Origin of the sequence: Pantoea sp. CS_6, from assembly GCF_041954745.1 — a bacterium.
Classification (GTDB): domain Bacteria; phylum Pseudomonadota; class Gammaproteobacteria; order Enterobacterales; family Enterobacteriaceae; genus Pantoea; species Pantoea stewartii.
In genome coordinates this window covers 1-26992 of sequence record NZ_JAVAYG010000005.1, presented here as the reverse complement: position 1 = coordinate 26992, position 26992 = coordinate 1, and the positions used below count along the sequence as shown (strand labels likewise).

20 protein-coding genes and 1 riboswitch are annotated in these 26992 nt (G+C 53.2%); of the genes, 11 read left to right on the top strand and 9 right to left on the bottom strand.

Annotated features, from left to right (window positions below; all coding sequences use genetic code 11):
• The first annotated feature begins 6 nt into the window (after nucleotides 1-6).
• Nucleotides 7-1632 carry a Na/Pi cotransporter family protein gene (locus tag RAC90_RS08935; protein WP_006121547.1) on the top strand — a complete coding sequence of 542 codons (1626 nt, stop codon included), beginning with the start codon at nucleotides 7-9 and terminating at the stop codon, nucleotides 1630-1632.
• A gap of 39 nt (nucleotides 1633-1671) precedes the next feature.
• Here RAC90_RS08935 and panS read toward each other — a convergent pair whose 3' ends face one another.
• The gene (gene panS, locus RAC90_RS08930; protein ID WP_375124253.1) at nucleotides 1672-2604 is read right to left on the bottom strand and encodes a ketopantoate/pantoate/pantothenate transporter PanS; all 933 of its coding nucleotides are present in this window, start codon (nucleotides 2602-2604) and stop codon (nucleotides 1672-1674) included.
• A gap of 115 nt (nucleotides 2605-2719) precedes the next feature.
• Nucleotides 2720-4072 carry a lysine-sensitive aspartokinase 3 gene (gene lysC, locus RAC90_RS08925; protein WP_006121545.1) on the bottom strand — a complete coding sequence of 451 codons (1353 nt, stop codon included), beginning with the start codon at nucleotides 4070-4072 and terminating at the stop codon, nucleotides 2720-2722.
• Nucleotides 4073-4182: 110 nt separating this feature from the next.
• Nucleotides 4183-4376: riboswitch (Lysine riboswitch) on the bottom strand.
• Nucleotides 4377-4775: 399 nt separating this feature from the next.
• On the opposite strand from lysC, the gene pgi reads away from it, so the two are divergent.
• The 6 genes from pgi (at nucleotide 4776) to iclR (ending at nucleotide 12086) form a co-directional block, all read left to right on the top strand.
• Complete coding sequence (gene pgi / locus RAC90_RS08920; protein ID WP_033738948.1) at nucleotides 4776-6422, top strand: glucose-6-phosphate isomerase; 1647 nt, start codon at nucleotides 4776-4778, stop codon at nucleotides 6420-6422.
• A 558-nt stretch (nucleotides 6423-6980) separates the two neighbouring features.
• Nucleotides 6981-7226 carry an exopolysaccharide production protein YjbE gene (gene yjbE, locus RAC90_RS08915; RefSeq protein WP_006121543.1) on the top strand — a complete coding sequence of 82 codons (246 nt, stop codon included), beginning with the start codon at nucleotides 6981-6983 and terminating at the stop codon, nucleotides 7224-7226.
• 192 nt (nucleotides 7227-7418) lie between these two features.
• Complete coding sequence (locus RAC90_RS08910) at nucleotides 7419-8066, top strand: YjbF family lipoprotein (RefSeq protein ID WP_006121542.1); 648 nt, start codon at nucleotides 7419-7421, stop codon at nucleotides 8064-8066.
• Nucleotides 8063-8806 carry a capsule biosynthesis GfcC family protein gene (locus RAC90_RS08905; protein ID WP_367143492.1) on the top strand — a complete coding sequence of 248 codons (744 nt, stop codon included), beginning with the start codon at nucleotides 8063-8065 and terminating at the stop codon, nucleotides 8804-8806. Before RAC90_RS08910 ends, RAC90_RS08905 begins: the two co-directional genes overlap by 4 nt.
• Nucleotides 8806-10896, top strand: coding sequence for a YjbH domain-containing protein (locus RAC90_RS08900; RefSeq protein WP_006121538.1), 2091 nt, complete (start codon nucleotides 8806-8808; stop codon nucleotides 10894-10896). Before RAC90_RS08905 ends, RAC90_RS08900 begins: the two co-directional genes overlap by 1 nt.
• A gap of 359 nt (nucleotides 10897-11255) precedes the next feature.
• On the top strand, nucleotides 11256-12086 hold the full coding sequence (iclR, locus tag RAC90_RS08895; RefSeq protein WP_039339083.1) for a glyoxylate bypass operon transcriptional repressor IclR: 831 nt from the start codon (nucleotides 11256-11258) through the stop codon (nucleotides 12084-12086).
• A 90-nt stretch (nucleotides 12087-12176) separates the two neighbouring features.
• Here iclR and RAC90_RS08890 read toward each other — a convergent pair whose 3' ends face one another.
• Nucleotides 12177-13355 carry a serine hydrolase domain-containing protein gene (locus RAC90_RS08890; protein WP_375124252.1) on the bottom strand — a complete coding sequence of 393 codons (1179 nt, stop codon included), beginning with the start codon at nucleotides 13353-13355 and terminating at the stop codon, nucleotides 12177-12179.
• 586 nt (nucleotides 13356-13941) lie between these two features.
• On the opposite strand from RAC90_RS08890, the gene RAC90_RS08885 reads away from it, so the two are divergent.
• The 3 genes from RAC90_RS08885 (at nucleotide 13942) to uxuR (ending at nucleotide 17816) form a co-directional block, all read left to right on the top strand.
• Nucleotides 13942-15471: an MFS transporter gene (locus tag RAC90_RS08885; protein WP_054634679.1), complete on the top strand. Its 1530-nt coding sequence runs from the start codon at nucleotides 13942-13944 to the stop codon at nucleotides 15469-15471.
• A gap of 104 nt (nucleotides 15472-15575) precedes the next feature.
• On the top strand, nucleotides 15576-16838 hold the full coding sequence (uidC, locus tag RAC90_RS08880; RefSeq protein WP_375124251.1) for a glucuronide uptake porin UidC: 1263 nt from the start codon (nucleotides 15576-15578) through the stop codon (nucleotides 16836-16838).
• Between the two features lie 207 nt (nucleotides 16839-17045).
• Entirely contained in the window at nucleotides 17046-17816 is a 771-nt protein-coding gene (gene uxuR, locus RAC90_RS08875; protein ID WP_375124250.1) for a Uxu operon transcriptional regulator, read from the top strand.
• On the opposite strand, the gene aceK is transcribed toward uxuR, so the two are convergent.
• From aceK to RAC90_RS08845, 6 genes are all read right to left on the bottom strand, one after another.
• Entirely contained in the window at nucleotides 17774-19594 is a 1821-nt protein-coding gene (gene aceK, locus RAC90_RS08870) for a bifunctional isocitrate dehydrogenase kinase/phosphatase (protein ID WP_375124249.1), read from the bottom strand. The genes uxuR and aceK overlap by 43 nt on opposite strands.
• 58 nt (nucleotides 19595-19652) lie before the next feature.
• Nucleotides 19653-20954: an isocitrate lyase gene (gene aceA / locus RAC90_RS08865; protein ID WP_058702324.1), complete on the bottom strand. Its 1302-nt coding sequence runs from the start codon at nucleotides 20952-20954 to the stop codon at nucleotides 19653-19655.
• A 17-nt stretch (nucleotides 20955-20971) separates the two neighbouring features.
• Nucleotides 20972-22570, bottom strand: a complete 1599-nt coding sequence (gene aceB, locus RAC90_RS08860; protein WP_375124248.1) for a malate synthase A — start codon at nucleotides 22568-22570, stop codon at nucleotides 20972-20974.
• A 262-nt stretch (nucleotides 22571-22832) separates the two neighbouring features.
• The gene (gene metA, locus RAC90_RS08855) at nucleotides 22833-23762 is read right to left on the bottom strand and encodes a homoserine O-succinyltransferase (protein ID WP_033738928.1); all 930 of its coding nucleotides are present in this window, start codon (nucleotides 23760-23762) and stop codon (nucleotides 22833-22835) included.
• Between the two features lie 138 nt (nucleotides 23763-23900).
• A complete protein-coding gene (locus RAC90_RS08850) occupies nucleotides 23901-24659 on the bottom strand; it encodes a substrate-binding domain-containing protein (RefSeq protein ID WP_263757158.1) in 759 nt (252 codons plus the stop codon).
• Nucleotides 24628-25698 (bottom strand): ABC transporter substrate-binding protein, encoded by a 1071-nt coding sequence (locus RAC90_RS08845; protein WP_110268089.1) that lies wholly within the window; start codon nucleotides 25696-25698, stop codon nucleotides 24628-24630. Before RAC90_RS08845 ends, RAC90_RS08850 begins: the two co-directional genes overlap by 32 nt.
• 584 nt (nucleotides 25699-26282) lie before the next feature.
• Here RAC90_RS08845 and RAC90_RS08840 point away from each other — a divergent pair.
• Entirely contained in the window at nucleotides 26283-26501 is a 219-nt protein-coding gene (locus RAC90_RS08840) for a YdgH/BhsA/McbA-like domain containing protein (protein WP_006122329.1), read from the top strand.
• Nucleotides 26502-26992 lie beyond the last annotated feature (491 nt).

The following is a 26992-nucleotide window of genomic DNA, read 5'->3' as shown; positions in this document are numbered from 1 at the left end:
CGTTACGTGTTAACCCTGCTTAACTTACTGTCTGCCGTTGCGCTTCTGGTCTGGGGCACGCACATTACGCGCTCCGGCATTATGCGCGTTTACGGGGCCGATTTGCGCCGGGTGCTCAGTCGCAGCGTGGAAAAGAAGCCGATGGCGTTTCTTGCCGGTATCGGCGTAACGATGCTGGTGCAAAGCAGTAATGCCACCACGCTGCTGGTGACCTCGTTTGTGGCTCAAAATCTTGTCAGCCTGACACCCGCTCTGGTAGTGATACTGGGCGCTGACGTCGGTACGGCCATTATGGCGCGCGTCCTGACATTCGATCTCTCCTGGCTTTCCCCGCTGTTTATCTTTTTTGGCGTGGTTTTCTTCCTGAGTCGCAAACAAAGCCGGGCAGGTCAGCTTGGCCGGACCAGCATAGGTCTGGGGTTAATTCTGCTGGCGCTACAGCTGATTGTTGAAGCCGCCCGACCGATTACCCAGGCGGCTGGCGTGCAGGTTCTGTTTTCCAGTTTAACCGGTGACGTAATGCTGGACGCTCTGCTCGGAGCGGTCTTTGCCATTATCAGCTACTCCAGTCTCGCCGCCGTGCTGATTACCGCCACACTGACCGCCACAGGCGTGATCGCCTTCAAGGTGGCCCTGTGCCTGGTAATCGGCGCGAACCTGGGCAGCGGCTTACTGGCGGTTATTAACGGCAGCGGTTCCAATGCGGCCGGGAAACGCGTTGCAATGGGCAGCTTTCTGTTTAAGCTGACGGGCTGTGTAATAATTCTGCCCTTTGTTGAAACCGTAGCGGGCTGGCTGGATAAACTGCCCGTTAATGACGAAGAGCTGGTGATCTTCTTTCACGTTTTCTACAACCTGTTTCGCTGCATTATCATGGTGCCCTTTGCCGATGCGATGGCACGCCTGTGCCGTCGACTGATTGCGGACGATGCCGAAAGTGACGTCACGCTAAAACCCAGACACCTTGACAGCAGCGCGCTGGATACGCCCGCTCTGGCGCTGGTGAATGCTGCGCGCGAAGCGTTGCGTATGGGCGACGTGCTGGAGCAGATGCTGGATACGTTTCTGCAGGTGGTGCGCGGCGAGTCGCGGGCAGAACGCACGGTACGGCGGCTGGATGATGATGTGGATGTCCTGTATACCGCCATCAAACTCTATCTGGCGCGCATGCCGAAAGAGGATTTATCAGAGGAGGATTCCCGCCGCTGGGGGCAAATCATAGAAATGTCGCTGAATCTGGAGCAGGCCGGTGACATTATCGAGCGCATGAGCGGGGACGTCGCCGATAAATCTCTGGCTGCCCGGCGAACCTTTTCGCCTGAGGGCCTGAAAGAGCTGGAAGCCTTGCATGAGCAGCTTATCGCGAATCTACGGCTGAGCCTGTCGGTATTTTTATCTCACGATGTTACCAGCGCTAAGCGGCTACGCCGCGCCAAACACCGCTTTCGCCTGAAAATACGCCGCTATTCACACTCGCATGTTGATCGGTTACATCAGCAGAACATTCAGAGCATTGAAACCAGTTCGCTGCACCTGGGCTTGCTGGGCGATATGAAGCGTCTGAACTCGCTGTTTTGCGCGGTCGCTTACACGGTTCTGGAGCAGCCTGACGATGAGCGGGATTATGACTAAAGAAAGTGCGAAGGCCGTTTGGCCTGCGCACTGTGTCTCTCAGGGACGGGATGACGGCTTTTTATCTGTGGGCTTACCGGACCAGTAGCCCGCCAGCAGGGAACCGGAAAGGTTGTGCCAGACGGAAAACAACGCCCCCGGCAGTGCAGCCAGTGGCGAGAAATACAGTTTACCCAGCGTCGCCGCCAGCCCTGAATTCTGCATGCCCACTTCCAGCGCCAGCGTGCGGCAGGTAGATTCATCAAAGCCAAACAGCTTGCCGCCCCAGTAACCGCCGAGCAGACCAATAGCGTTATGTAACATGACGGCGGCGATCACCATCACGCCAACCGAGGCAATAAAGCTCTGGCTACCGGCGACCACAGCACTGATGATCAGCAGAATACACACCATTGAAAAAGCGGGAAGATAAGGCTCTACCCGACGAACCAGACCGTTAAACGTGTGGTGAATGATCAACCCTAACCCGATAGGGATCACGACGATCCTGATGATGCTCAGCAGCATACCGGCAACATCAACCTGAATATGCGTATCCACATAAAAACGGGTCAGCAGTGGCGTGGCAAATACCCCGACCAGCGCGGACACCGAGGAGATGGTCACCGAGAGCGCCACATCGCCTTTTGCCAGATAAATCATCACGTTCGAGGCGGTTCCACTGGCAACGCTGCCCACCAGAATCATCCCGGCAGCCAGATCGGGCGGCATGTTAAACAGTTTTGCCAGCGCCCATGCCGCCAGGGGCATCACCAGATAGTGCAGGAATGTACCTATAAGCACCGGTGCCGGACGGGTTAAGACGCGTTTGAAATCATTGATATTCAGCGTGACGCCCATACCGAACATAATCAGCATCAGCAGATACGCGACCCACGGGCCAATGCCAAGAAAGGTGGTGGGCGAGTAGTAAGCCGCGACAGACAACAGGACGGCCCACAGGGGGAACAGACGGGTTAAGGTGGCAAGCATCAACAAACATCCTTTTAGCAAAATCAGCGACGTGCGTGGAATGATGTCCGGCGGCATCACAGCCGGTCAGTAAAAAGCCGGACAGGGTCCGGCTTTCTTTTGATGTCAGCGGCGCTTATTCAAACAAGTTGTGGTGCAGCGTACGCACCACACTTTCCGCATCGTCACCTGGCACCAGGAAGCAGAGGTTATAGCTGCTGGCTCCGTAGCAAATCATGCGCAGGTTAAAGGGCTCAAGTACGCCAAACACCTCTTTACCTACCCCACAGGCTTTCGACAGTTCATTGCCGATTATGGCCACCAGCGCCAGGTTTTCCTCTACTTCCACCCGACACAGGGATGAGAGCTCGGTTAACAACGCCTGGCTCAGCAGATGGTCGCCGGTTGAAGTCGAGCCGGTCGTATCCAGCGTCAACGCGACGCTGACTTCCGAGGTGGTAATCAGATCCACTGACACGTTGTGACGCACCAGGATATTGAACACTTCAGACAGGAAGCCCGGCGTATGCAACATATTCAGGCTGTGCAACGTGACCAGGGTTTGCTTGCGACGTAGCGCCAGCGCTCTGAACAGCGGCGGATTCGCCGTCTCATTGCACACGCGCGTACCGCCTGCTGCAGGATCTTTACTGGAGCCGACGAACACCGGAATGTCGCTACGGACAGCGGGCAGCAGCGTGGCAGGATGCAGAACTTTGGCACCAAAAGTGGCCATTTCAGCCGCTTCTTCAAAAGTGATTTCATCAATACGTTTAGCCGCCGGGACTACACGCGGATCGGTGGTGTAAATGCCCGGCACGTCTGTCCAGATATCCACGCGCGCAGCGTTTAATGCTTCACCCAGCAGGGCGGCCGTATAATCACTGCCGCCGCGGCCCAGCGTGGTGGTGCGTCCTTTTTCTTCGCTGCCGATAAAGCCCTGCGTGACCACCAGAGCGGCGGCAATGCGCGGCTGCAACTGCACACTGACCTGCTCGGCCAGTACGGCAACATCAGGCTCCGCACGGCCAAAGCGATCGTTGGTGCGCATGACTTTACGCACGTCAAACCATTCCGCATTGACCCCGCGCTCACGCAGGATCTCGACAAACAGCAGAGTCGACATGAGTTCGCCGTGGCTGACCAGTTCGTCGGTTAAGGCGCTGGAGGTGGCGAGAGCCGCGGCGTCAGACAGCATGCCTATATTGTCGATAATGCGGTCGATTTCATCGCGGATAACGTCTGGATTGTTCAGGCGATCGATGATGGCATATTGAATGCGGCGGATATCATCGAGCTGCGCCGCGCGTTGCGATGTCTCCTGACCTTCGGCAAGGGAGACCAGCAGATTGGTGATGCCTGCAGAGGCAGAAAGCACCACCAGCCGGGTATTGCTGTCCTGCAACACCACATCGGCGCTACGGTTCATGGCATCGAAATCGGCAACGCTGGTACCGCCAAATTTCGCTACATTCAGATTCAGAGACATTGTATGACCTCGTGTCAGGATACGTTGCCCTCACCCGTTAAGAGATGAGAAACAGTAATTCAGCCTAAGCACAAGGAAAGAGCAGAAACGGGTAAAATCGAATAGACGAGTCACCCAGAAGCGCTCCACCTTGCGAAACGTCCGACTGTGGACGTTTCTGGTGACAACCCAGGGGATTCAGCCCCTGTAGCCGACAGCCAACACACCGTGATGTTGACCACCTCGGCGTCGCTCCCCCTGATGTGTTATCTCTGGATACGGTTCCTCCAACACACTGCCTGGTCGACGCGCCTCTTCTGGCTTGCGCACAGGTGCGCAAGTAGCGCGCATAGATTTAGCGATTTCTGGCCCTGCTGTCAATGACCGTCACGGGACAATTTTTCATGCAGAGCGCACCGGATAACAAATTTTGCCTAATCTCTGCGACTACAGTGCTAAATGGCTTCAGCAACGTCGTCACATTCTGATGCGGCACAATGTTCGTGGGCTGCCGTTGCGCCATACTTTTCAGCCTTTCGCCCATGGAAACAGTCCGAATGATTGCCGCATCATCCACTGCGAAACGGGCTGTATTCGTGCGCTGACACCATCGCACTGACAAAGTTTTTCCTTTCAGTTGCAACTGTGGTCATACTGAAATGCTAACCGGGTACGATGCGACCCCGATGGAATGACGGTTCTTAATATCAACAAGAGTGTTGCCATGAAAAATATCAATCCGACCCAAACCGCAGCCTGGAAAGCGCTGCAAGAGCATTATGAACAGATGAAAACGGCGAAAATCGCCGACCTGTTTGCCCAGGATGCCGATCGTTTTGCTAAATTCTCAGCCACCTTTGACGACCAGATGCTGGTAGATTTCTCGAAAAACCGCATCACGCAGGAGACGCTCGATAAACTGCTGGCCCTGGCAAAAGAAACCGATTTAAGCGGCGCGATTGCGTCCATGTTCTCGGGCGAAAAAATTAACCGGACGGAGGATCGCGCCGTCCTGCACGTCGCCCTGCGCAACCGCAGCAATACGCCAATCAAGGTGGATGGCAAAGATGTGATGCCTGAAGTCAACGCGGTGCTGGCGAAAATGAAAAGCTTCTCCGAGCGCATCATTGGCGGTGACTGGAAAGGTTACACCGGCAAACCGATCACCGATGTGGTAAACATTGGTATCGGCGGTTCCGATCTGGGGCCGTTTATGGTGACTGAGGCACTGCGCCCGTACAAAAACCACCTGAACATGCATTTTGTGTCCAACGTTGACGGCACGCACATCGCCGAAACGCTGAAAGACCTCAGCCCCGAAACCACGCTGTTTCTGGTGGCGTCAAAAACCTTTACCACCCAGGAAACCATGACCAATGCGCACAGCGCACGCGACTGGTTCCTGAAAACGGCCGGCGATCAACAACACGTTGCGAAGCACTTTGCTGCGCTCTCCACCAATGCTAAAGCCGTGGGCGAATTTGGTATCGATACCGACAATATGTTCGAGTTCTGGGACTGGGTCGGCGGCCGCTATTCGCTGTGGTCGGCCATTGGCCTGTCCATTATTCTGTCGATTGGTTTTGAGAACTTTGAGCAGTTGCTGAGTGGCGCGCATGCCATGGATAAGCACTTCTCTACCACGCCAGCCGAAAAGAATATCCCCGTTCTGCTGGCGCTGATTGGTATCTGGTATAACAACTTCTTTGGCGCGGAAACCGAAGCTATCCTGCCTTACGATCAGTACATGCACCGTTTTGCAGCCTATTTCCAACAGGGAAATATGGAGTCGAACGGGAAGTACGTTGATCGCACAGGCCAGCCGGTGACCTATCAGACGGGCCCGATTATCTGGGGTGAACCCGGCACCAACGGCCAGCATGCGTTCTATCAGTTGATTCACCAGGGCACCAAACTGGTACCTTGCGATTTTATTGCACCTGCCATCAGCCACAATGCCCTGGCCGATCACCATCCTAAGCTGCTGTCGAATTTCTTTGCTCAGACCGAAGCGCTGGCATTTGGTAAGTCACGCGAAGTGGTGCAGAAAGAATTTACTGATGCGGGTAAATCGGCGGAATCTGTCGCGCACATCGTGCCGTTTAAAGTGTTTGAAGGGAACCGCCCGACCAACTCAATTCTGTTGCGCGAAATCACGCCATTCAGCCTGGGCGCGCTGATTGCGCTCTACGAGCATAAGATCTTCACCCAGGGGGCAATTCTGAATATCTTCACTTTTGACCAGTGGGGCGTGGAATTAGGCAAACAGCTGGCTAACCGTATTCTGCCGGAGCTGGAAGATGACAGTAATATTACCAGTCATGACAGTTCGACTAACGCCTTAATTAACTGCTACAAGAAATGGCGCTAATCGTATAGTGACAGAGGCGGCCTGCCGGCCGCCTTTTTTTTGTCATCACGATCGGGCACGCTGCTTTTTATCTGAAAAGCCTGCTGGCAGACTGGAAAATTCTTAAAATGCACTGCGGCAATTCTGAACCTCGCGCTGCGCAGAGCGCATCACCCTACTAAAAACCGGATCTAAAACGGTAAGCCAATGCTTCTTACCTCTTGTTTTATAAGGTGATTGGATTTTACGCTTATTCAGGTAATTCCGATTATTCTCATTCCGTACCAAAAGATACTAAATAAGTAGAAACCGCTTTGCTTTCCTCTTACTCACAGACAAATATCCGGCCTTTCACGGTAAATCCACCAATTTAAAATAAGTTAACGCTGAATCCGCTTAATTTGCCCCGTTTTTTTACGCGTCATTTACCAGGTTTTAAGACTACTCAACTCTGGTATTTTGTTGCCCTATACTGGACGCGCCCATAATGGGTCTGTCCTTCGGTTTGCGATAACCGTTTATTCTGTTTCGCGAATGTGTTGGATAGCAATCCTTCATTCAACCAATGTAGGTGTTGTTATGAAAAAACGCATGATTGCCGGTCTGGCATTACTCGTCGCCGTCTCTTCCAGCGCTTATGCGGCACCGGAAGAAGCTGGTGCCGCAGCAGGCGCACAGGCGGGGACAATCTCCGCAGGTACGACTACCGCTGTAGGTATCGGCGTGCTCGGCGCGTTAGTAGGACTCGGCGTTGCCGCTTCTGGCGGTGGTGACGGGGCAAATACGGGTACAACTACCACGACCACAACGGGCACCACACGTTGATGGGTACCCTGATTCTTTAGGCTGCAGCAAGGCCGCGAACGTGTGAGTCGTGATGCATTTACGCAGGTGAGTGTGTTGCGACGAGGACGCCAGCGTGTCGGCAGCTGAAAGAACAGAGGTATGGGAGCATTAATCATAACCACACATTCGTGTGGTTATTTTTACTTTGGCATCATTTATCAGGGACACATTGTGCGCCAACTTCCGCTGCTGCTCGTTTGCCTGCTGCTGCAGGCCTGTACACAAACGCAAAAAGGACTCGAACAGACGGTGATAATGGCCATCGAAGGGCCAAAAGATGTCACTGTCACGCCTCAGGAAATTGATGCGCTGCCCTACGCCAGCCTGTATGCACGCATTAATGACGGCCCACGCATTTTTGTCGTGCTGGGTTACAACGAAAACGGCCAGCAAAAATGGATTACGCGCGACCAGTCGATGCTGGTAACGGCCCACGGCAGGCTGATTAAAACGCTGGGCCTGCCCGACAACCTGATGAACGTCAGTAACCTGCAACAGGATCCGCTGGCGAAAGGCCTGTCGCTGACCAACGGCCAGCACTGGACGCGGATTGTGCAGTGGACCGGGCAGGGCAAATTCCAGAGCGCCACCGTCAGTTCCACTTTCGAGCGTGGCGATGATGAAGTTCTGACGATTGCCGGAAACCGCATCCCCTGCCGCGTCTGGCATGAGGCGTTACGTATCGACAGCCTTGGCCGTGAGTGGCAAAACACGTTCTGGATCGATAACAGCAGCGGTCAGGTCGTGCAATCCCGACAGATGCTTGCTGCCGATACCTTCCCTGTTGAAATCACCATTCTGAAACCGGCGAAATCATGAAAAAAATAACGCTATTGTTGGCAGGCGTGAGCCTGCTTACCAGTCTGGGTGCCCGTGCCGCAGGTCAGGTTACCGTCCATGCTCCGCAGGACACCGCCAGCGTGCAGCTCAATCAGGTCGAAAATCTGGCGCAGTTGGTGACGCAGCCCGCATTAATGGCCCGAACCGACTGGCGACGGGCCGTGATTGCTGAGCAGGGAGCGACAGCCCAGGCCCGGCAGCAGTATCAGCAGGCCCTGGCCGCGCTGCGTACCTGGCGGGCCGACAGCAGTGGTGAACAAGCCGCCGCCATTGACGCGGTGATTCGGCAGTTCAGCAACATGAAGGTGACGGGCCGTCAGTTCGTCACGCTGGATCCTGATCGCATCCGGCTGCATTCAGCAGACAACCGCCGCCTGGACGGACGTTATGATCTCTATCTCACTCAGCCCAGTCATCATGTGCTGCTGCTGGGCGCGATTGCCGGAGCCGGACGCGAAGCCTGGCAACCGGGCAAGTCCGTGCGGGAATACCTGCATGACCATCCACGGCTGGCCGGCGCAGAACGCAATTTCGCGGTTGTGATTGCGCCAGACGGAACGACGCAGAACGTCCCGATTGCTTACTGGAACCATCGCCATGTCGAACCTGAACCTGGCAGCATTATTTTTGTGGGCTTTTCCTCATGGAGCCTGCCAGGCGCCTTTGACGATCTGAATAGCCGCCTTGTTTCTGTTCTGACTCACCGGATACCAGACTGATGAAAAAACGTTATCTTCTCAGCCTGTTGGCTGTTTCAGTAGCAAGCGCCTGCCAGGCGCAGGCGGAAATGTATGAGGCGCCCGTCACGCCGTCACAGTCTGATTTCGGCGGCGTAGGGCTGATGCAGGTACCGACCGCGCGAATGGCAAGAGAAGGCGAATTCAGCCTTAACTTCCGCGATAATGACCAGTATCGCTACTATTCCGCCTCATTACAGCTTTTCCCCTGGCTGGAAACGACTGTGCGCTACACCGATGTTCGGACACGACGTTACAGTGCGGTAGAGAGTTTCAGTGGTAATCAAAGCTATAAAGATAAAGCCTTCGATCTGAAACTGCGGCTGTGGCAGGAAGGATACTGGTTACCTGAAGTCTCGTTCGGTACGCGCGATCTTGGCGGTACCGGCTTATTTGACAGTGAATATCTGGTCGCCACCAAAGCCTGGGGGCCCTTTGACTTTACGCTGGGCTTTGGCTGGGGCTATCTGGGCAACAGCGGAACCGTTTCCAACCCCTTCTGCTCTTACAGCGACAGCTTCTGTCAGCGCCCGGGCGTGGGACAGGCTGGCTCGATTAACGGTTCTCAGATGTTTCACGGCCCTTCTGCCGTGTTCGGCGGTATTGAATACCAAACGCCGTGGCAGCCGCTGCGCCTGAAAGTGGAATATGAAGGCAATGATTATAAAGATGATTTTGCCGGACGCCTGCCGCAGCGCAGTAAAGTTAACGTCGGTGCGATCTACCGCGTAACTGACTGGGCGGATATCAATGCCAGCTATGAGCGCGGCAATACCTTTATGTTCGGCTTTACCATCCGGACTAACTTTAACGATATGCATCAGGATCATATCGACAGCCCTAAACCGGCCTATGATCCGCATCCGCAGCCGAAATTGCTGGAGACCACGGTGACAGGCAATCAGCTGTCTGCGCTGAAGTACGACGCAGGCCTGGCGGGCCCGAAAATCCAGACCAAAGGCAATACGCTGTATGTATCGGGCGAGCAGACCAAATATCGCGATACCCGCGAAGGGGTCGACCGCGCCAATCGTATCATCATGAACAACCTGCCGGACGGCATCGATACGATTAACGTCACAGAGTCGCGCTTCAATATGCCGCAGGTGACGACAGAAACGTCCGTTGCCAGCCTGCGTAATGATCTGACTGGCTACCCGTTAGGACATGAGCAGTCTCTGCAGCAGGTACGCAAAAATCCGGTCGATCCGGGTCAGACCGAGCAGGGGATGTTTATTCGCAAAGATCGCCTGGATTACGGTCTGTCTCCGGTACTCAATCAGTCTGTCGGCGGCCCGGAGAGCTTTTATCTGTATCAGGTCGGCGTCATGGGCAACGTCGATTACTGGCTGACCAATCATCTGCTGGTCAGTGGCAGCCTGTTTGCTAACGTGGCAAATAACTATAACAAATTCAATTACAACGGTGCCCCCGCCGATTCCACCCTGCCCCGCGTGCGTACGCATATTCGTGACTACGTTGAGAACAACGTTTACGTCAACGATCTGCAGGCTAACTACATGGATTATCTGGGCAATGGTTTCTACGGCCAGGTCTATGGCGGCTATCTGGAAACCATGTACGGTGGTGTCGGGGGCGAAGTGCTTTATCGTCCGGTGGACAGCAACTGGGCGGTGGGCGTAGACGCCAACTATGTGCGCCAGCGTGACTGGAACGACATGATGCGGTTTACGCATTACGAAGCCCCGACCGGCAACCTGACAGGTTACTGGCGGCCGTGGTTTGCGGAAGATGTGTTGGTTAAGGCCAGTATCGGCCAGTATCTGGCGAAGGATAAAGGCGTCACGCTGGATGTCTCTAAACGCTTCGACAGCGGCGTCATGGTCGGCGTCTATGCGACCAAAACCAATGTCTCCTCTCAGCAGTACGGCGAAGGCGACTTTACGAAAGGTTTCTACATTTCCATCCCAATGGATCTGTTTACCGTGACACCAACGCGTGGCCGTGCGCAGATTAACTGGGTTCCGCTCACCCGCGATGGCGGTCAGATGCTGGGACGCAAGTACCAGCTGTATGACATGACCTCGGATCGCGATGCGCGGTTCAACTGATAAAGAGGGCAGCCTGCGGGCTGCCTTCTTTTGTGTCTGCGTCGTCCTCAGCTGAAAGGCCCGCGCGCCACGCCGCTCACCGACGTGTTTTTACAGCCGAATAATCTTCCACCCGATCGCGCTGGCTTTGCGCCACCGCAACATAGCGGCTGGCAGGATGACTAAAATATCTGCCTCACCTTGACGCGCCTGATCACATCGCAAATTACCCCCACAGGTTTCATTCCAGCGTGTGCCTTCACATCCGGTCAGGCCCGGCGGATTGCGGAGACGGAGAGCAGGTCTGACCAGCGCACCAGCGTTTGCATTTACGGTGATTAAAACGAAAATGGTTTCCACTATGTGAAAGGAGAGACTCTATGGCTACGCCTGTTGCCGCCAAACGCGGTAAAAAACCTCGCAGCACGTCGGCACCTCCCGCTCCGGCTGGCGGTCAGGTTCAGTCACTGACACGGGGGCTGACGTTGCTGGAGTTGATCGCCAGTTCACAGGGTAGCGTGGCACTTACCGAACTGGCACAACAGGCGGGTTTACCAAACTCGACCACCCATCGTCTGCTGACCACAATGCAGCAGCAGGGCTTTGTACGCCAGGTGGGCGATCTGGGTTTCTGGACAATCGGCGCGCATGCGTTTGTGGTTGGAAGCAGTTTTTTGCAGAGCCGCAACCTGCTGGCGCTGGTGCATCCGGTGTTACGTTCACTGATGGAGAGTTCGGGCGAAACGGTCAATCTGGCGGTGCTGGACCTGAGCGACTTCCAGGCGGTCATTATTGACCAGGTACAGTGCACGCAGCTCATGCGCATGTCCGCACCGATAGGCGGCAAGCTGCCCATGCATGCTTCCGGAGCGGGCAAAGCCTTTCTTGCCCATCTCAGCGACGACAAAGTGACCGCGCTGCTGCACCAGAAGGGCCTGCATTACTACACACCCAATACGCTGATGTCTCCGCAGAGCCTGAAAACTAACCTGGCACAAATACGTACCCGTGGATTTTCTTTCGATGACGAAGAGCATGCGCTCGGCTTGCGTTGCGTGGCGGCACCCATTTATGACGAACACGGCGAGCCTTTTGCCGCGCTGTCGATTTCGGGTCCAATTGCCCGCATGACTGACGATCGCATTACCGAACTGGGCGCGCTGGTCATTCGGGAAGCGCGCCAGGTTACCCAGGCTTACAGTGGTCGTTAAGGAACGGGCTTTGCACCGTGCGCGAGTCCGGAAATCGACGCGTAGATCACTGGCGCGATCCAGCGCGCCAGTGGCTGATGGCCTGTCATATCAGGTGCTTAGTAAACCTTTATAGACGGCATCACGCACCATCACAGGAAACTGCCCATTCACCCCCTCCGGTGTGGTATTGGTCATGGCGACCACGCACAGCGCGTTTTGACGATCCACGAACCAGGTGTGTCCATACGCTCCACTCCACGACAGCGTACCGGCTGACTGAGGCGACAGGGCAGCATCCGGATCCACCAGCAGTGCCCAGCCCACACCAAATCCCCATCCCGGCCCCTGCGTAGCCCAGTTTGCCGTCACGTGTTCCTGCGTCATGTAGTCAAAACTTTCACGCGTGATTAGCGGCGCGCCTTCACGCCGGACGGTTTCCAGCACTTGCATAAAATCGAGGGCCGTTCCTGCCATACCGCCGCCGCCGCACGGCCAGGCATCGGGTTTGAGAATACGGCCGGGGCTAAAAATCGCGGCGCCTTCACCGAAAGGGATCTGCTGATTATCACGCATGATTGAAGGCACCGGGTTGTCGTCCGTGTAGACCGTGGTTAGTCGCGACGCGTCTCTGACACTAAACAGCGTGTCTGCCATCCCCAGTGGGCTCGTTATATGGTGATTCACCAGTTCTGGCAGGCTTTTACCGGTCGCCCGCACCATGATTTCACCGAGGACATCGATGCCCAGGGAATAACGCCAGCCGGTGCCGGGACGGAACTGTAACCGGGTGCCCGCAAGGCGCTGCAGATTCTCTTCCAGGGTGAGTCCGGGCTGATAGTCGATGCCGTCTGACACATTGCGTGAGTGATAAAGCGAATCCGCCGGGGCGGAATAACGATAGCGTAAACCTGACATATGGCTCAGCAAATGCCGCACCCGGATAGTGGCTGGCTCACCGTTCTCAAGGCAGGGACGGAAATCCGGAAGCCAGCGGGTGATATCGTCGTCCAGTGTGATATCCCCTTGCTCGATCAGGCGCATGGCGGTCAGGCTGACAATGGGTTTGGTGAGTGACGCAAGACGGTATATCGCATCCACAGACATGGCTTTATTTTGCTCTCTGTCCGCCCACCCCGCCGCCCGTTGATAAATCAGTTTTCCCGCCTGAGCCACCATCACTGTGGTACCCACAACACGCTGGCTATTAATCGCATGATCAATAACCGCATCCATTGCGGCTTCGAACTTTGCCGGGGCAGGAGAGAGTCCAGAGGTAAAATAAAACATAATGAAGTCCTTTTTTAATCAGAAGTAGTGAGAAAGATAAAACATGCAATCTCAGGCAATATTTAATCTTTAAAGAATGTATTCACTTAGATAATTTAATAATGAAAAATAAAAACCAAACCACAATGGTTAAACTAGATAACATCTCATCATTAAATAACACACGCCTTACATAATAACTCCCTCCCCTTTTCAACTGGTCAACCAATAGGAAATTTGAGTCTACCTTATCGGCATCCATAGTATTTGTGACCGACCTCTTTTTTTTAAAAGGGCAGAATGATTACCATGCTCTACGCCGAAAATACGCGTATTAACGCATCAGTACAAATAACAGCGCGCCTTTTAGAGAACACAGAGCGGGGCATTATTCTGGTCAACCAAAATTTACCACGCTAAATAACGGCGTTAAAAATTACTATTTATTTAACAAAAAATACTCACCTGCATTAAAGACTGACAACGCAAACACACACCCGCGTTGTTTATTCTTTAGAGCTTTATTTAAAAGTTCGCATTACTTTTTCACGCTTATACGACACCTGAATGCGTCTGAGCGCCACTCCGATTTTATTAAGGGAATATTATGACAACGTTAGCACAGCCCGTGCGCAGAAAAGTGGGGACAGGCACCGCCATTGGCTATGGCATTACTGATATTTTTGGCGGTGGGTCCATGGCTTTAATCGGTACATGGTTACTGTTTTTTTATACGACGTTCTGTGGGCTTTCAATGCTGGAAGCCAGCTCAATTTTTGCTATTGCCCGTATTATTGATGCCATTCTGAGTCCGGTGATGGGATATATCACCGATAAATTCGGCAGTACCCGGCTCGGTAAGCGCTTTGGTCGCCGTCGCTTCTTCCTGCTCATCAGCGCGCCAATGATGTTTGTTTACGCGCTGGTCTGGGTCAGCGACATGAACTACTGGTACTACCTTGGCACCTACCTGGCGGTAGAACTGCTGGTTGCCATGGTGCTGGTACCGTGGGAAACCCTGGCGGCAGAAATGACCAATGATTTTGGTGAAAGAACACGGATGGCCGCCATCCGCCTGACATTTTCTCAGGTAGGAACCTTCCTGACCGCTTCGGTGCCGGGCATTGTGATTCAGTATTTTGGCCAGGATTCGGCGCTGACCTATACCTACACCGGTATTATGTTTTCCTGCCTGTTCTTTATTGTGGTGTTGATTACCTGGTATTGTACCTGGGAGTCAAAAGATATGAACCCGGAAGAGTTTGAACGGCGCAATACGGGTCCCAGCCTCGGATTATTGAGCCACCTGAAAAATATGTTTGTCGAGTTAATGACAACCTTCAAAATAAAAATATTCAGACAACATTTAATTATCTATATCTCTTCATTTACTGCACTGGATATTTTTATTGCTGTCTTCGTTTACTTTGTTGTCTACGGTTTAAATCTGGATGCGGCCAACGCGTCGGCCTATCTTTCCATTGCGACGTCCGTCTCCATTCCTTCCACGCTGCTTTTCATGTTTATGCTGGATAAACTGAATGTCAGGCCCGCCTACGCCATGCGTATTTCCTACCTGTGTATTTTAGGTGTGCTGGGTTATCTGATTTTAATGTTTATCGGCCATTCGGCAGTGTCGTCATGGTGGTTGACCACGCTCATTTTTGTCCTGCTGGGTTTTGGCCGTGCGGGGCTTTACTTTATCCCCTGGAATATTTACAGCTTTATTCCCGATGTGGATGAAATGGTCACGCGTCAGCGGCGCGAAGGTGTTTTTGCTGGCGTCATGACGTTGATGCGAAAAAGTACCGTGGCCGTCGCCATTATGGTGGTGGGTGCGGTACTGGAACACAATCATTTTGTTAAAGGCCAGTTAATTCAACCGGAAAGTGCGCTCAATGCGATTACCGGGCTCCTGGTCTTCGGCACCGGCGGTCTGTTACTGATCAGTTTATATATGACCTTCAAATTTAAACTGACACGCGAAACGCATCGGGTATTGGTGAATGAAATTGATCGCCTCAAGGCAGGCGGCGATAAAGCCGACTGCACACCCGAAACCAAAGAGGTCGTGAAAGCCCTGACGGGCTACGACTACGAGCAGGTCTGGCAACAGGATAAATGCACCCGGCCTTAATCTGGTCGGGTTGACGCGGGTCAGGAAAGGTAAAACGCAAGGCATGCGGATAACCGCCCGGCCCGACGTCATCCGGCTCTGTTCACATACGGTATGGATACGTGATGAAAATTGCCCTATTTTGCATTCTGCTTGTCAGCCTGTTTTTCCCGTCCTCTCCGCTTTATGCTGCCGCGATTAATGACGATGAGGACAGCCTGCGCATTCGTCTGAAAAACGATTTTCGGCGGGCCGACAAACCCAGCGCGGGTTCAGATCGTCATATTTACGCCTGGGTACAGGGTGGGCTGATTGATGTGAATACGCGCTATTACAATGACGTCATCGGCGTGAGCGCGGGAGCGTATTATGTGTACAAGCTGGGTGCAAACGCCGGCTGGAGCACCCGCTATTATCTGGACGGTCACGACAGCTTTGGTGTGGCCATTGGCGCGGTCAAACTTAAACCGGCAGAGAATCTTCGCCTGACGCTCGGGCGGTTTGGGACGGATTATGGTTACGGCAGCCTGCCCTGGCGCATCCCGTTGATCGCCGATAATTCGTCACGCACGATACAGACGATTTCTGAAGGTGCACTGGCCCACTTTGAGGCGACGGAGAATCTGGAATTCTGGTCAATGTGGCGTAAGCGCGCGTTCTATTATGTCGACTCTGCCACGGGCGTGCGTGATGAAGGCGTGATTAACAGCACAACAGGGAAATACCATCCCCATCGGAGCCGCGGCTATCTGGTGGGATCCTGGCACGATGCTTCTTCGCGGTATTCACTGGGTGCCTCCTATCAACAAGATGTATCGACTCAGGTGCAAAGCATCGTCGAAAAAACCTATGCCTTTGCTGACGATCGCGCACTCAAATGGGAGCTGATGGGTTTTTATGGTCAGGTTGAGGGGATGAGTAAGCCTCTCAGTTATCACCACGAGACGGCGTTGATTTCCGGGCGATTAACCTATTCGTTTGCGAATGCCCGGTTATTTGGTGCCGTGGGTAAGCTTACCCATGATATTGATGGTCGCATTATCTATACGGATATTGGCTATCCCGACTCGCTGAGTATTAATCGCAATAAAGAAGGCATGCTGTCTGTTCAGCTTGGCGGGCAATATTTCTTCACCCCGAACGTCGTCGTTATGCTGGGCCCGATTCTTACCCACGGTTATGAAGACAAACAGCGTCACACCAGAATCAACGGAGTGGGCCTGATGGGCGCGATCCTGTACAACGTCGCAGAGGGCCCGTTTAAAGGCCTGAACATGTATATTGCCGCCGACAGAGCCAGGGAGAAGCGCCCCGGTAGCTCACTGGGTGACCGGCTCAATTACTGGGATGTGAAAGCCGGTATGCAATATGACTTCATGCTGAAGTAACAAATCATCAGATGAAGTAGTCTGTATGTTTCCAAAGTGGCATCTCTTGATGCCGCTTTTAATTATTCTCGCAATTTATTGTTAAATAAAGAATAAAACAGCGTGCCAACGCGTCAGCCTGCTTATCTTAACGTGCGCTGAACCCTGTTATCCCGATCGTGAGGTGGTAAAATTTTTGCCGCAACGGTATCTGACGGGAGCATCACTATGAGATCTGTCTCTCAGCAACGTCCTTATCAGCAAGTCGCCGCAAAAATCCGGCAGCGCATTGTGGAAACGCCCTATCGCCCGGGCGGGCGCCTGCCACCCGAGCGTGAAATGGCTGGCATGCTTAACGTCAGCCGCACCGTCGTTCGCGAGGCGCTCATTATGCTGGAAATCGAAGGGCTGATCGAAGTCAGACGGGGAGCCGGTATTTACGTCACAGCGCACAACTCTCGATGCCGTATTAGTGAGGCAAATCCCTCCTTTCACAACGATGCCGGCCCGTTTGAGCAGCTTCAGGCGCGACAGTTGCTGGAAAGCAATATCGCGGAGTTTGCCGCCCTGCAGGCGACACGGGCGGACATCATCAAAATGCGTCAGGCTTTGCTGCTGGAAGAACGCGAGCTGACCTCGTGTTCGCTAGGAAACCCGGAAAAAGGTGATATGCACTTTCATCTGGCCATCGCTGAAGCCACGCATAACAGTATGCTGGTCGACGTATTTCGCCAGTCATGGCAGTGGCGCGAAAACAACCCTATGTGGATTCAGCTGCACAGTCATCTTGGCGATACCCAATACCGTAAAGCGTGGCTGGTCGATCACCGGCAAATTCTTGCCGCGCTGATCAAAAAAGATGCCCGCGCCGCTAAGCTGGCTATGTGGCAGCATCTGGAAAATGTGAAGCAGCGTTTACTGGAATTTTCCAACGTGGACGATCTCGACTTTGATGGTTATCTGTTTGACTCCTGGCCGCTGGCAAAGAGTGACGGCTGAAGCGGTTCCCGTTCCTGGTCGGGATGCTCTGGGGTTTTATAACGTGGTGCAAGCCTGCTGCCATAGCGCACACAGAAGCGCTGGGCGGGCTGCCAGGCAATAACATCCTCAATATGCCCCTGCGCAATGCGCCGCTGCTGGGCGCGCCACCAGCCCGCGTCAAAAATTTCGGGATGCCGTTGCTGGAGCAGCGCACCGACTTTCGGCTCACTGCACAGGGCATAACGAAAGGTTTCAGGAAAAACATCATCTGGCCCAACGCTGTACCAGGGCTCGGCGCTTAACTCGTCCTCCTCGTAACGCGCCGCAGGCACGTCACGGAAATGGAGTTCCTGCATCGGGCGAATCTCATCGTAGTCATAAAACACCACGCGTCCATGACGGGTGATGCCAAAATTTTTAAACAGCATATCACCGGGAAAGATATTGGCGGCAGCCAGTTGTTTGATCGCGTTGCCATATTCTTCAATGGCCTGAGCACGTTGGCTGTCGCTGGCCTCAGCCAGAAAAAGGTTAAGCGGCTGCATACGACGTTCCAGCCACAGATGACTGATGATCAGGCGATCGCCTTCAATACGCATTTTTCCGGCAATCGTATTCTGGAACGCCACCAGCAGTGCCGGCGTAATGCGTGCGAGCGGCAGCGCAAACTGTTCAAAGGCCTGCGTGTCAGCCATGCGTCCCACACGGTCATGTTCTTTAACCTGCTGATAGCAGGCCCTTACCTGCTCTTCCGTGACCTCTTTTTGCGGAGCAAAGCGATCTTTGATGACTTTGAACACCCGATCAAAGCCCGGCAGCGTAAAGACCAGCATCACCATGCCAGGGATGCCTGGCGCAATCTCAAAGGCGGCATCCGTTTGCTCCAGCGCCTGCAGATATTCCCGGTAGCTTTCCGTTTTGCCATGTTTCTGGCAGCCGATGGCCATATAACGTTCTGCCAGCGTTTTACCCGGTAAGACAGGCTTCAGCCATGCGACCAGCGCGCCGGGTAATGGGGCATAAACCATGAAGTACGCGCGGGCAAAGCCGAACACGATGCTGGCCTCGTTCACATCCGTCAGGCAGGTATCGATCCACAATTCATCTTGCTCGCTGCGCTGAACCGGCAACAGGCATGGCAGGATAGCGTCGGGCAGATGCAGGCGAGCCACTATCCAGGCGGTTTTGTTGCGGTAAAACAGCTCACAACAGACGTCCAGCCAGCCCTGTGCCAGTTGCGCGGAAGAGAACGCCTCATGCAAATGGCGTACAATCCAGGCTTCATCGCGCGCCTGATCCTGCCAGGGCAGCGTCAAAGGCACATCGCGTAGCACCTCATGCAGCAGTGTTTGCCAGCCCCGATCGGGCCGATAGGTTCGCGCCAGTGGACGCGAAACCTGACGTTGTGGCGCAGGCGGTTGCGAGCTGAAGATAAATAACCGCTCCGGCTGTAATGCATGGTGACCATGCAGCCGGCAGTAAACGGAATTGAAAAAGCTTTCAGCAATTTCATAACGCGGATAACCGGGTAACAGGGTTTCATAGTGGTTTTTGATCTTCAGCCAAAAAGCATCGTCCCAGTGCGCCGCCCCGTTCAGTGCGCGCAGTTGATCGGCAACCAGCGCCACATGGTGGTCATAAAGATGAATTCGTGCCTTCATAGCCTGCTGTACGGCCAGCCACTCAGCCTGTTCAAAACGCTGCTGAGCACCCGCCGTAATATCAAGAAAACGGCCATACTGCGCATCGAAGCCCTGCAGAATGGTGTGCGCGATTAGGGATTCACGTGGCGGCATAATCCACTCCTGAAAAAGCCCGCCCACCGTTACCGGGCGGGAAAGACACAGACTTCACTCAAAACTGATGCTCTTCGGTCGATCCGGTCAGCGCCGTAACTGAGGACTGACCACCCTGAATAATCGTGGTGACCTGATCGAAATAGCCGGTGCCCACTTCCTGCTGATGCGAGGAAAAACTGTACCCCCGCTCCCGGGCAGCGAACTCTGGTTGCTGGACTTTTTCAACATAGTGACGCATGCCTTCGCCCTGAGCATAAGCCTGTGCCAGGTCGAACATGTTGAACCACATGCTGTGAATACCGGCCAGGGTAATGAACTGGAAGCGATAGCCCATCTCACTGAGCGCCTGCTGAAAGGCCGCGATGGTGCTGTCGTCGAGGTTCTTTTTCCAGTTAAACGAAGGCGAACAGTTGTAAGCCAGCAGTTTACCGGGAAAGCGGGCATGGATGGCTTCGGCGAAGCGCTGCGCCATCGCCAGGTCGGGCGTCGACGTTTCACACCACAGCACGTCAGCATAAGGCGCATAAGCCAGACCGCGGCTGATAGCCTGCTCGATGCCGGCATGAGTGCGGTAGAAGCCTTCCGCGGTACGATCGCCACGGATAAACGGACGGTCATAGTCATCGCAGTCAGAGGTGATCAGGTCAGCGGCATCGGCATCCGTTCGCGCCAGCAGAATGGTGGGAACACCCATCACATCGGCGGCCAGGCGTGCAGCAACCAGTTTCTGTACGGCCTCCTGGGTAGGCACAAGTACCTTGCCTCCCATGTGGCCGCATTTCTTCACGGCCGCAAGTTGATCTTCAAAGTGGACCGCTGCTGCCCCTGCGCTGATCATCGCCTTCATCAGTTCAAAGGCATTCAGCACGCCACCAAAACCCGCTTCGGCATCCGCCACGATGGGCAGAAAATAGTCGATAAAGCGGCTGTCGCCCGGTTCAATGCCGTTGGCCCATTGAATCTGATCGGCACGTTGAAAGGTCTGATTAATCCGGGTGACAACCTCAGGCACCGAGTTCACCGGATACAGCGACTGATCGGGATACATTTGCCCCGCCAGATTGGCATCGGCGGCTACCTGCCAGCCAGAGAGGTATATGGCTTCTATTCCGGCTTTGGCCTGCTGCAATGCCTGACCGCCGGTTAAAGCGCCGAGGCTATTGACGTAACCTTTGCGCGCGCTGCCATTAAGTAATGACCAGAGTTTACCGGCACCCCGCTCGGCCAGCGTACAGGCTGGCAGAACTGAACCGCGCAGCGAGATAACATCTTGTGCGCTGTAAGGGCGGGTAATTCCCTGCCAGCGTGCTTCCTGCCAGTCTTGTTCGAGTTGCTGAATCTGTTGTGTACGTGTCATGGCAACCACTCCTTATGTCAGGGAAGCAGGCGATAGCCCGGCAGAGTAAGAAAAGGAACCAGTTCGTTTTCGGTAGTGATTTGCGCCATTAATCGCGCTGCTTCCTCATAACGACCTGAACTGAACGTCTTATCACCCAGATTCATCTGCAGCGTGTGCAACTCATCGTTGAGCAACTGCTGAAACAGCGACGCCGTGACCTGCTGCCCATCGCGCAGGGTTTTCTTGTGATGGATCCATTGCCAGATAGAGGTACGGGCGATTTCGGCGGTGGCGGCATCTTCCATCAGGCCGTCAATAGGAACGCAGCCGTTGCCGCTAATCCAGGCTTCGAGGTATTGCAATGCCACACGGATATTGGCGCGCATCCCTGCTTCCGTTCGATCGCCTTCGCAGGGCGCCAGAAGCTGTTCGGCCTGCACCGGAGCGTCTTCGTGGCGCAGAACATGAAGCTGATTGGGGTGATCGCCCAGCGCCTGGTTAAACACCGCCATTGCGGTATCGGCCAGGCCTGGATGTGCGATCCAGGTGCCATCATGTCCGTTACTGGCTTCGCGCTGCTTGTCTTCCCTGACGCGCTGCAACACCCACTGATTACGTGCGCTGTCTTTACTTGGAATAAGCGCTGACATACCGCCCATAGCAAAGGCACCGCGGCGATGACACGTTTTAACCAGCAACCGCGAGTAAGCATCCAGAAAAGGCTGAGCCATGGTCACGGACTGACGATCAGGGAGAACCCGATCTTCATGTTCCCGTAATGTTTTGATGTAGCTGAAAATGTAATCCCAGCGCCCGCAGTTCAGGCCTACGATATGATCGCGCAGATTCCACAGAATCTCGTCCATCTGAAACACGGCGGGCAGCGTTTCAATTAAGACTGTGGCTTTAATTGTGCCTCGCGGCAGATCAAAACGATCCTCAGCGAAGCTAAAGATCTCTCGCCACCAGGCCGCTTCCTGCCAGCTTTCCGTTTTAGGCAGATAAAAATAGGGACCGCTACCTTTCGCCAGGAGATTCGTGACGTTATGAAAAAAGTAGAGTGCAAAATCAAACAGTCCGCCAGGAATGGCATTGCCCTGCCAGCTGACATGTTTCTCTGACAGATGCAGTCCGCGTACCCGACACATCAGGACAGCCGGATCGGCGCGAAGCTGGTAGATCTTGCCTGTCTCGCTGGTATGAGACAATGTGCCAGCCACGGCTTCACGCAGGGTTTGCTGCCCTTCCATCAGCTTTTCCCAGGTCGGTGCCAGGGAATCCTCAAAGTCAGCCATAAATACTTTCACGTTCGCATTCAGGGCATTAATCACCATTTTGCGATCAGGCGGTCCGGTAATCTCCACGCGACGATCCCGTAAATCCGAGGGAATACCGCGAATCGTCCATTCTCGCTCTCTGATGGAAGCCGTTTCCATTTCGAAATCAGGTAACAACCCGGCATCGTACTTTTCTTGTCGTGCCTGTCGCGCCGCTAATAACGTATCGCGTTGGGGGGCAAAACGGATAACCAGATCCTGTAAAAACGCGACGGCCTCTTCAGTAAGAAGCTGTTTTTCAAGATGATAAAAGGGCTTCTGGAAGTGTAATTCGTGGGTAATAACTGAGTCTGTCATGCTTGCTCTCTCCTGTTTACAGGCAGATCAACATGGTCGATCCACAAAAAGGGTGATTAGTGAGCTACAGGATCAGAGCATATGTATTTTAAATGTAAAATCAAAAACTATTTCCATTTTAATTAAATATTATATTTATAGCATTGAAATTTATGATTTTATTTTTACTTTCCTTTAGGTAATGCCTTTCAAAGCTTTTTAAGGACGAAAAAAAACCGTGTTGCCAGCCAGCTAACACGGTTCAGTTGTAATGAAAGTGCGCTTATTCCAGCGTCGGATTCATATGGCGCAGATCAAACGGCGTAATTTGATAGACGTAATAGTTCAGCCAGTTTGAAAACAACAGGTTTCCATGGCTACGCCATGTGGCGCGTGGATGACGCTGCGGATCATCGTGGGGGAAGTAATTGTACGGCACGTCAGGGTTCAGCCCTGCGTCATAGTCGCGCTGAAACTCTCCCGCCAGTGTTAACGCATCATATTCCGGGTGACCCGTAACGAACACCAGCCTCTTGTCCTTGCTTGCCATCAGGTAGGCACCGGTTTGTTCCGATTCAGCAAATAATTCCAGATCGGTGTAATCGGTGATCAGCTGAGTGGGGAAATCCGCATAACGCGAATGCGGAGCGAGAAAATTATCATCGAATCCCCGCGTCAGTAAGGCATGGGGATGGAGAATCTGATGTTCAAATACGCCTGCAAGTTTCGTCTGTCGGGTTTGTTTAGGAATACCATACAAAATATTCAGTGCTGCCTGTACAGCCCAACAGACAAACAGGGTCGAGGTAACATGATCTTTCGCCCACGCCAGCACCTGCTGTATCTGGGGCCAGTAGGCGACATCGTTAAATTCAACCAGGCCCAGCGGCGCACCTGTAACAATTAAGCCATCATAGTTATCGTGCTGGATGTCCTCAAAGTTACGGTAGAAATTATTAAGGTGATCGCTGGGTGTGTTACGCGATTCACGGCTGTCGATACGCAGCAACTGGACATCAATCTGCAAAGGTGAGTTAGAGAGCAAGCGCAGGAACTGGTTTTCGGTCTCAATCTTTTTAGGCATCAGATTAAGTACCAGAACTTTAAGTGGGCGGATCTCCTGAACACTGGCGCGCGACGACGTCATCACGAAGACATTTTCGTTACGTAAAAAATTCACTGCCGGTAATTCATCGGGAACCCTGATTGGCATGACTTAATCACCTCTTGTAACCATATATACGTTTAGACATCCAGACAGCCAAAGATAACGGCTCTTTTGCTAAATGTCGAGTCTGCATATCGACAGGTGAAAAAGTTTCAAGGCACTGTTACAGCCCGCACTGGTGGGTCAGAGACAGGCTTTACCTTGTGCGGGCTTTCTGAAACCATACGGCGGCAAAAAACCGTAACGCCGCAAAATACGCTGTGCCTCATCAGTATGGAGGAAGGCGGCAAGCGGCATGGCGGAGGGTGAAAGAGTGGCCCAGCCGTATTGCGCCCGTACGTTGTAAGCAGGGGGAATATTAAGCACCAGAAGGGACTGGTGATGCTTCAGGCGGAGCGCATAACTGGCATAGCCAATAAAGAGTTCAGCGTAGCCTTCATCAATGAGCCACTGGGCTGCCAGTCTGCCAACAGGAACAGGCAGACTGTCCGGGCCACCAACCAGGGCGTTTGCTTTGTTCCGGATTCGGCTGCCCTGACCGGGATATCGCTGCTCAATGTTTTCGAATAACTGCCACGTGTAATCCCCTGAGGGATCGTACAGGGGCGTTGAGGTTGCCAGCCGTAAATCATCACGTTGCAGTAATGACAGCCAGTCGTCTTCTGCAGAGACATCCTCCCGCCTGGCAGTCAGACACAGCCTGTTATCGATGAAATGACCGGTGTCCTCTGCCAGACCTTGTCGCGACAGGCTTGTGGGATGCTGCAGGTTGGCCGAAACAAACATGTCACCGACTTCACCCTGTTCGATGCGCTGACGCAGTAAACCAGCCGGGCCATAGTGTGTTTGTGTCGTTATGCCGTATTCCGCGCTGAACGCGGCAACCAGCACCGGCCACACATCGCGCAGACTACCGGCCGCCAGAATCTGGAGAGGTTTCATGATAGGCGGTCCGGTAAAAGCGGCGATACCAGCGGTCGGCCCGCTGCTGCATATCCACATCGCGAAATTTGTCAGGATAGAGTTTTTTCGCCATCCACAGTTCACCTAACCCTATGGCTTCTGGCATCGGATAGCCCCATGCCTTGGCATAGTCAGGCATCAACCAGACACGGTGATGTTTGACAGCATCAATGGTCTGCCAGAGCGGATCGTGCTGAATCGCCTGAACAACCTGCGGATAGCGGTTCTGCACAAAAATTACCTGCGGATTCCAGACCACCACCTGTTCCATGCTGACCTGCCTGAAACCCTGAATAGTCGATGCTGCCACGTTCAGTGCGCCAGCATGGGCCATCATCAGCCCCGTATATTTCCCGGCACCGTATGTCGTCAGACTGGGATTGGCCATATAGGCGCGTACACGCTGCTGTTCAGGGAGATCGTGGAGACGATCAGTCACCTCTTTACGCCCCGCAAAGGCTGCTGAGATGAGAGCTTTGGCCTGCTGCTGCCTGTTCACCACCTCACCTATCAGGGTGATGCCTTCCTTTATCCCGAGATCGTAGGCCTTATCTTCATTTTGCATACTGGGATTAATTTCGCCCTGCTGCCCGGCGTCATCGTGACGCAGTGAAATCGCCAGTACAGGAATGCCCAGTGCGGAGATCTGGTCAATCATCTCTTTCGGCGCATAGTTGGTGACGAATACCACCTGTGGATGCAGTGCAATTAGCTTTTCCAGATCAACATGGGTCAAATCACCCAGCATTGCTTTATGCGTCAGCTCAGGCACCAGCGTTGCGTAATTGTCCCCTAACTGCTGTTTCCAGTTAGCCAGTATCCCTACAATTTTATCTGTCGCATTTAACTGCACCAGAAGATTCAGCGTCTGGTGCTGAAGCACAACTACGCGATCAACCCGATCCGGGATTGTAACGTTACGACCAAGCTGATCGGTCACGATGCGGCTGGCGTAGCTGTTCCATGCGGTAAAGATAAGTAAGCCTGTAAAGACGAGGTGATTCGGTCTGATTTTCAATGAAGGTCCCCTGTAGCGTAATGTATTTGATTATATAGCGATGCACCGCGACAAGGTAAACAGTGGATGCGCCTGTCGTTGTCACGGGTCTGAGTGGCAGGGATGACTGTCGGTGTCGTGGCATTTTCGATGCAGGACGCGCCTGACAGACAGCGCCAGCCCATTGGTTCGGTTTGCTGACCCTGAAATGCGCGTATGCCCTGACATCGCTCTGCATGCTGATATCCACTTAAGAGGGCATGTTTTTAGCTGAGACAAACTACAAAAGATGAGAATAAATCGGCAGGATTAGTGCGTACTCAGCAAATACGCTTTATCCTGGTGCATTTAACCTATTTACTTATGATTAGGGCCTGAAAATGTCAGTTCAAAATAACGTCCCCATTGTTGAAATATGTTATTTCCGTATTAAATCCCTACACAGTTAACCTGATGATATTCACTTTTACACACTGCAATTAATCTTATCAGCTTGATATTAATTAGAGCACACGACGTTAATTTTAGATCGCGTTCCTTTTGCTAATTTGATTTTAACGGAGCCAGACAGACTCCTTCATCAACCGGAATCAAGGGGTAATGTTATGAAAATCAATAAAGTATCATCAGCCGCTGCGGCTGTAGCATTGACACTGATGTCTTTTGGTTGTTTCGCCGCAGAAACGGTCTCTGCCACCTCGTTAACGCTGGATGGCGCGGTTTCTAAAATCGCCAGACAGGCTAAACAGCAGGGCGAGCATTTTAAAGTGATTAGTGCTGACACGAATAACTACGCACACGTCACCGCTGAATTATATAAATAATGTCAGTAAGTGAAATAAAAAGCCGGTTTTAAAACGCCTCCCGGCGCTTTAATTACCGGCTTTTCAAACTTTTTTATTCATATCTTACCGTGCCGACGTATATTTCCCTGCATTAACACGTAATTAAATCACCAGTATTTAGCCCCTGTACGTCCCATCTTTTCTTCCAGTAAAACGAATGCGCCCAAAGTCACGTTAAGCACAGACATAACCGTTTCTTGGATCACGGCAGGGGTGACGCGTTCGTTTGATTTACTGGTTTTGATATTGAAAGAGATCGGATGTCATAACGTCGGGATGATGGCAGGCTTACCCTGTTTCACGACATTATTTATATTCAGGAAAGGAGGCGGAAATACGTCATAAGCCATCGTTTCATCGCGTTGCTATAAACGGGATGAGAATGGGCTGACAGTCGACGGAGGGTTCCGGCATGATGGTTTCGCGCGCCCGGTCAGGCAGCAACAGAGATCTGTGAAGCCCGCAGAGGC

Bases quoted from the DNA above. Each gene is read 5' to 3' on its own strand.
- panS (WP_375124253.1), bottom strand. From the start codon at position 2,604: ATGCTTGCCACCTTAACCCGTCTGTTCCCCCTGTGGGCCGTCCTGTTG.
- lysC (WP_006121545.1), bottom strand. From the start codon at position 4,072: ATGTCTCTGAATCTGAATGTAGCGAAATTTGGCGGTACCAGCGTTGCC.
- pgi (WP_033738948.1), top strand. From the start codon at position 4,776: ATGAAAAATATCAATCCGACCCAAACCGCAGCCTGGAAAGCGCTGCAA.
- yjbE (WP_006121543.1), top strand. From the start codon at position 6,981: ATGAAAAAACGCATGATTGCCGGTCTGGCATTACTCGTCGCCGTCTCT.
- RAC90_RS08905 (WP_367143492.1), top strand. From the start codon at position 8,063: ATGAAAAAAATAACGCTATTGTTGGCAGGCGTGAGCCTGCTTACCAGT.
- RAC90_RS08900 (WP_006121538.1), top strand. From the start codon at position 8,806: ATGAAAAAACGTTATCTTCTCAGCCTGTTGGCTGTTTCAGTAGCAAGC.
- iclR (WP_039339083.1), top strand. From the start codon at position 11,256: ATGGCTACGCCTGTTGCCGCCAAACGCGGTAAAAAACCTCGCAGCACG.
- RAC90_RS08890 (WP_375124252.1), bottom strand. From the start codon at position 13,355: ATGTTTTATTTTACCTCTGGACTCTCTCCTGCCCCGGCAAAGTTCGAA.
- RAC90_RS08885 (WP_054634679.1), top strand. From the start codon at position 13,942: ATGACAACGTTAGCACAGCCCGTGCGCAGAAAAGTGGGGACAGGCACC.
- uidC (WP_375124251.1), top strand. From the start codon at position 15,576: ATGAAAATTGCCCTATTTTGCATTCTGCTTGTCAGCCTGTTTTTCCCG.
- uxuR (WP_375124250.1), top strand. From the start codon at position 17,046: ATGAGATCTGTCTCTCAGCAACGTCCTTATCAGCAAGTCGCCGCAAAA.
- aceK (WP_375124249.1), bottom strand. From the start codon at position 19,594: ATGCCGCCACGTGAATCCCTAATCGCGCACACCATTCTGCAGGGCTTC.
- aceA (WP_058702324.1), bottom strand. From the start codon at position 20,954: ATGACACGTACACAACAGATTCAGCAACTCGAACAAGACTGGCAGGAA.
- aceB (WP_375124248.1), bottom strand. From the start codon at position 22,570: ATGACAGACTCAGTTATTACCCACGAATTACACTTCCAGAAGCCCTTT.
- metA (WP_033738928.1), bottom strand. From the start codon at position 23,762: ATGCCAATCAGGGTTCCCGATGAATTACCGGCAGTGAATTTTTTACGT.
- RAC90_RS08850 (WP_263757158.1), bottom strand. From the start codon at position 24,659: ATGAAACCTCTCCAGATTCTGGCGGCCGGTAGTCTGCGCGATGTGTGG.
- RAC90_RS08840 (WP_006122329.1), top strand. From the start codon at position 26,283: ATGAAAATCAATAAAGTATCATCAGCCGCTGCGGCTGTAGCATTGACA.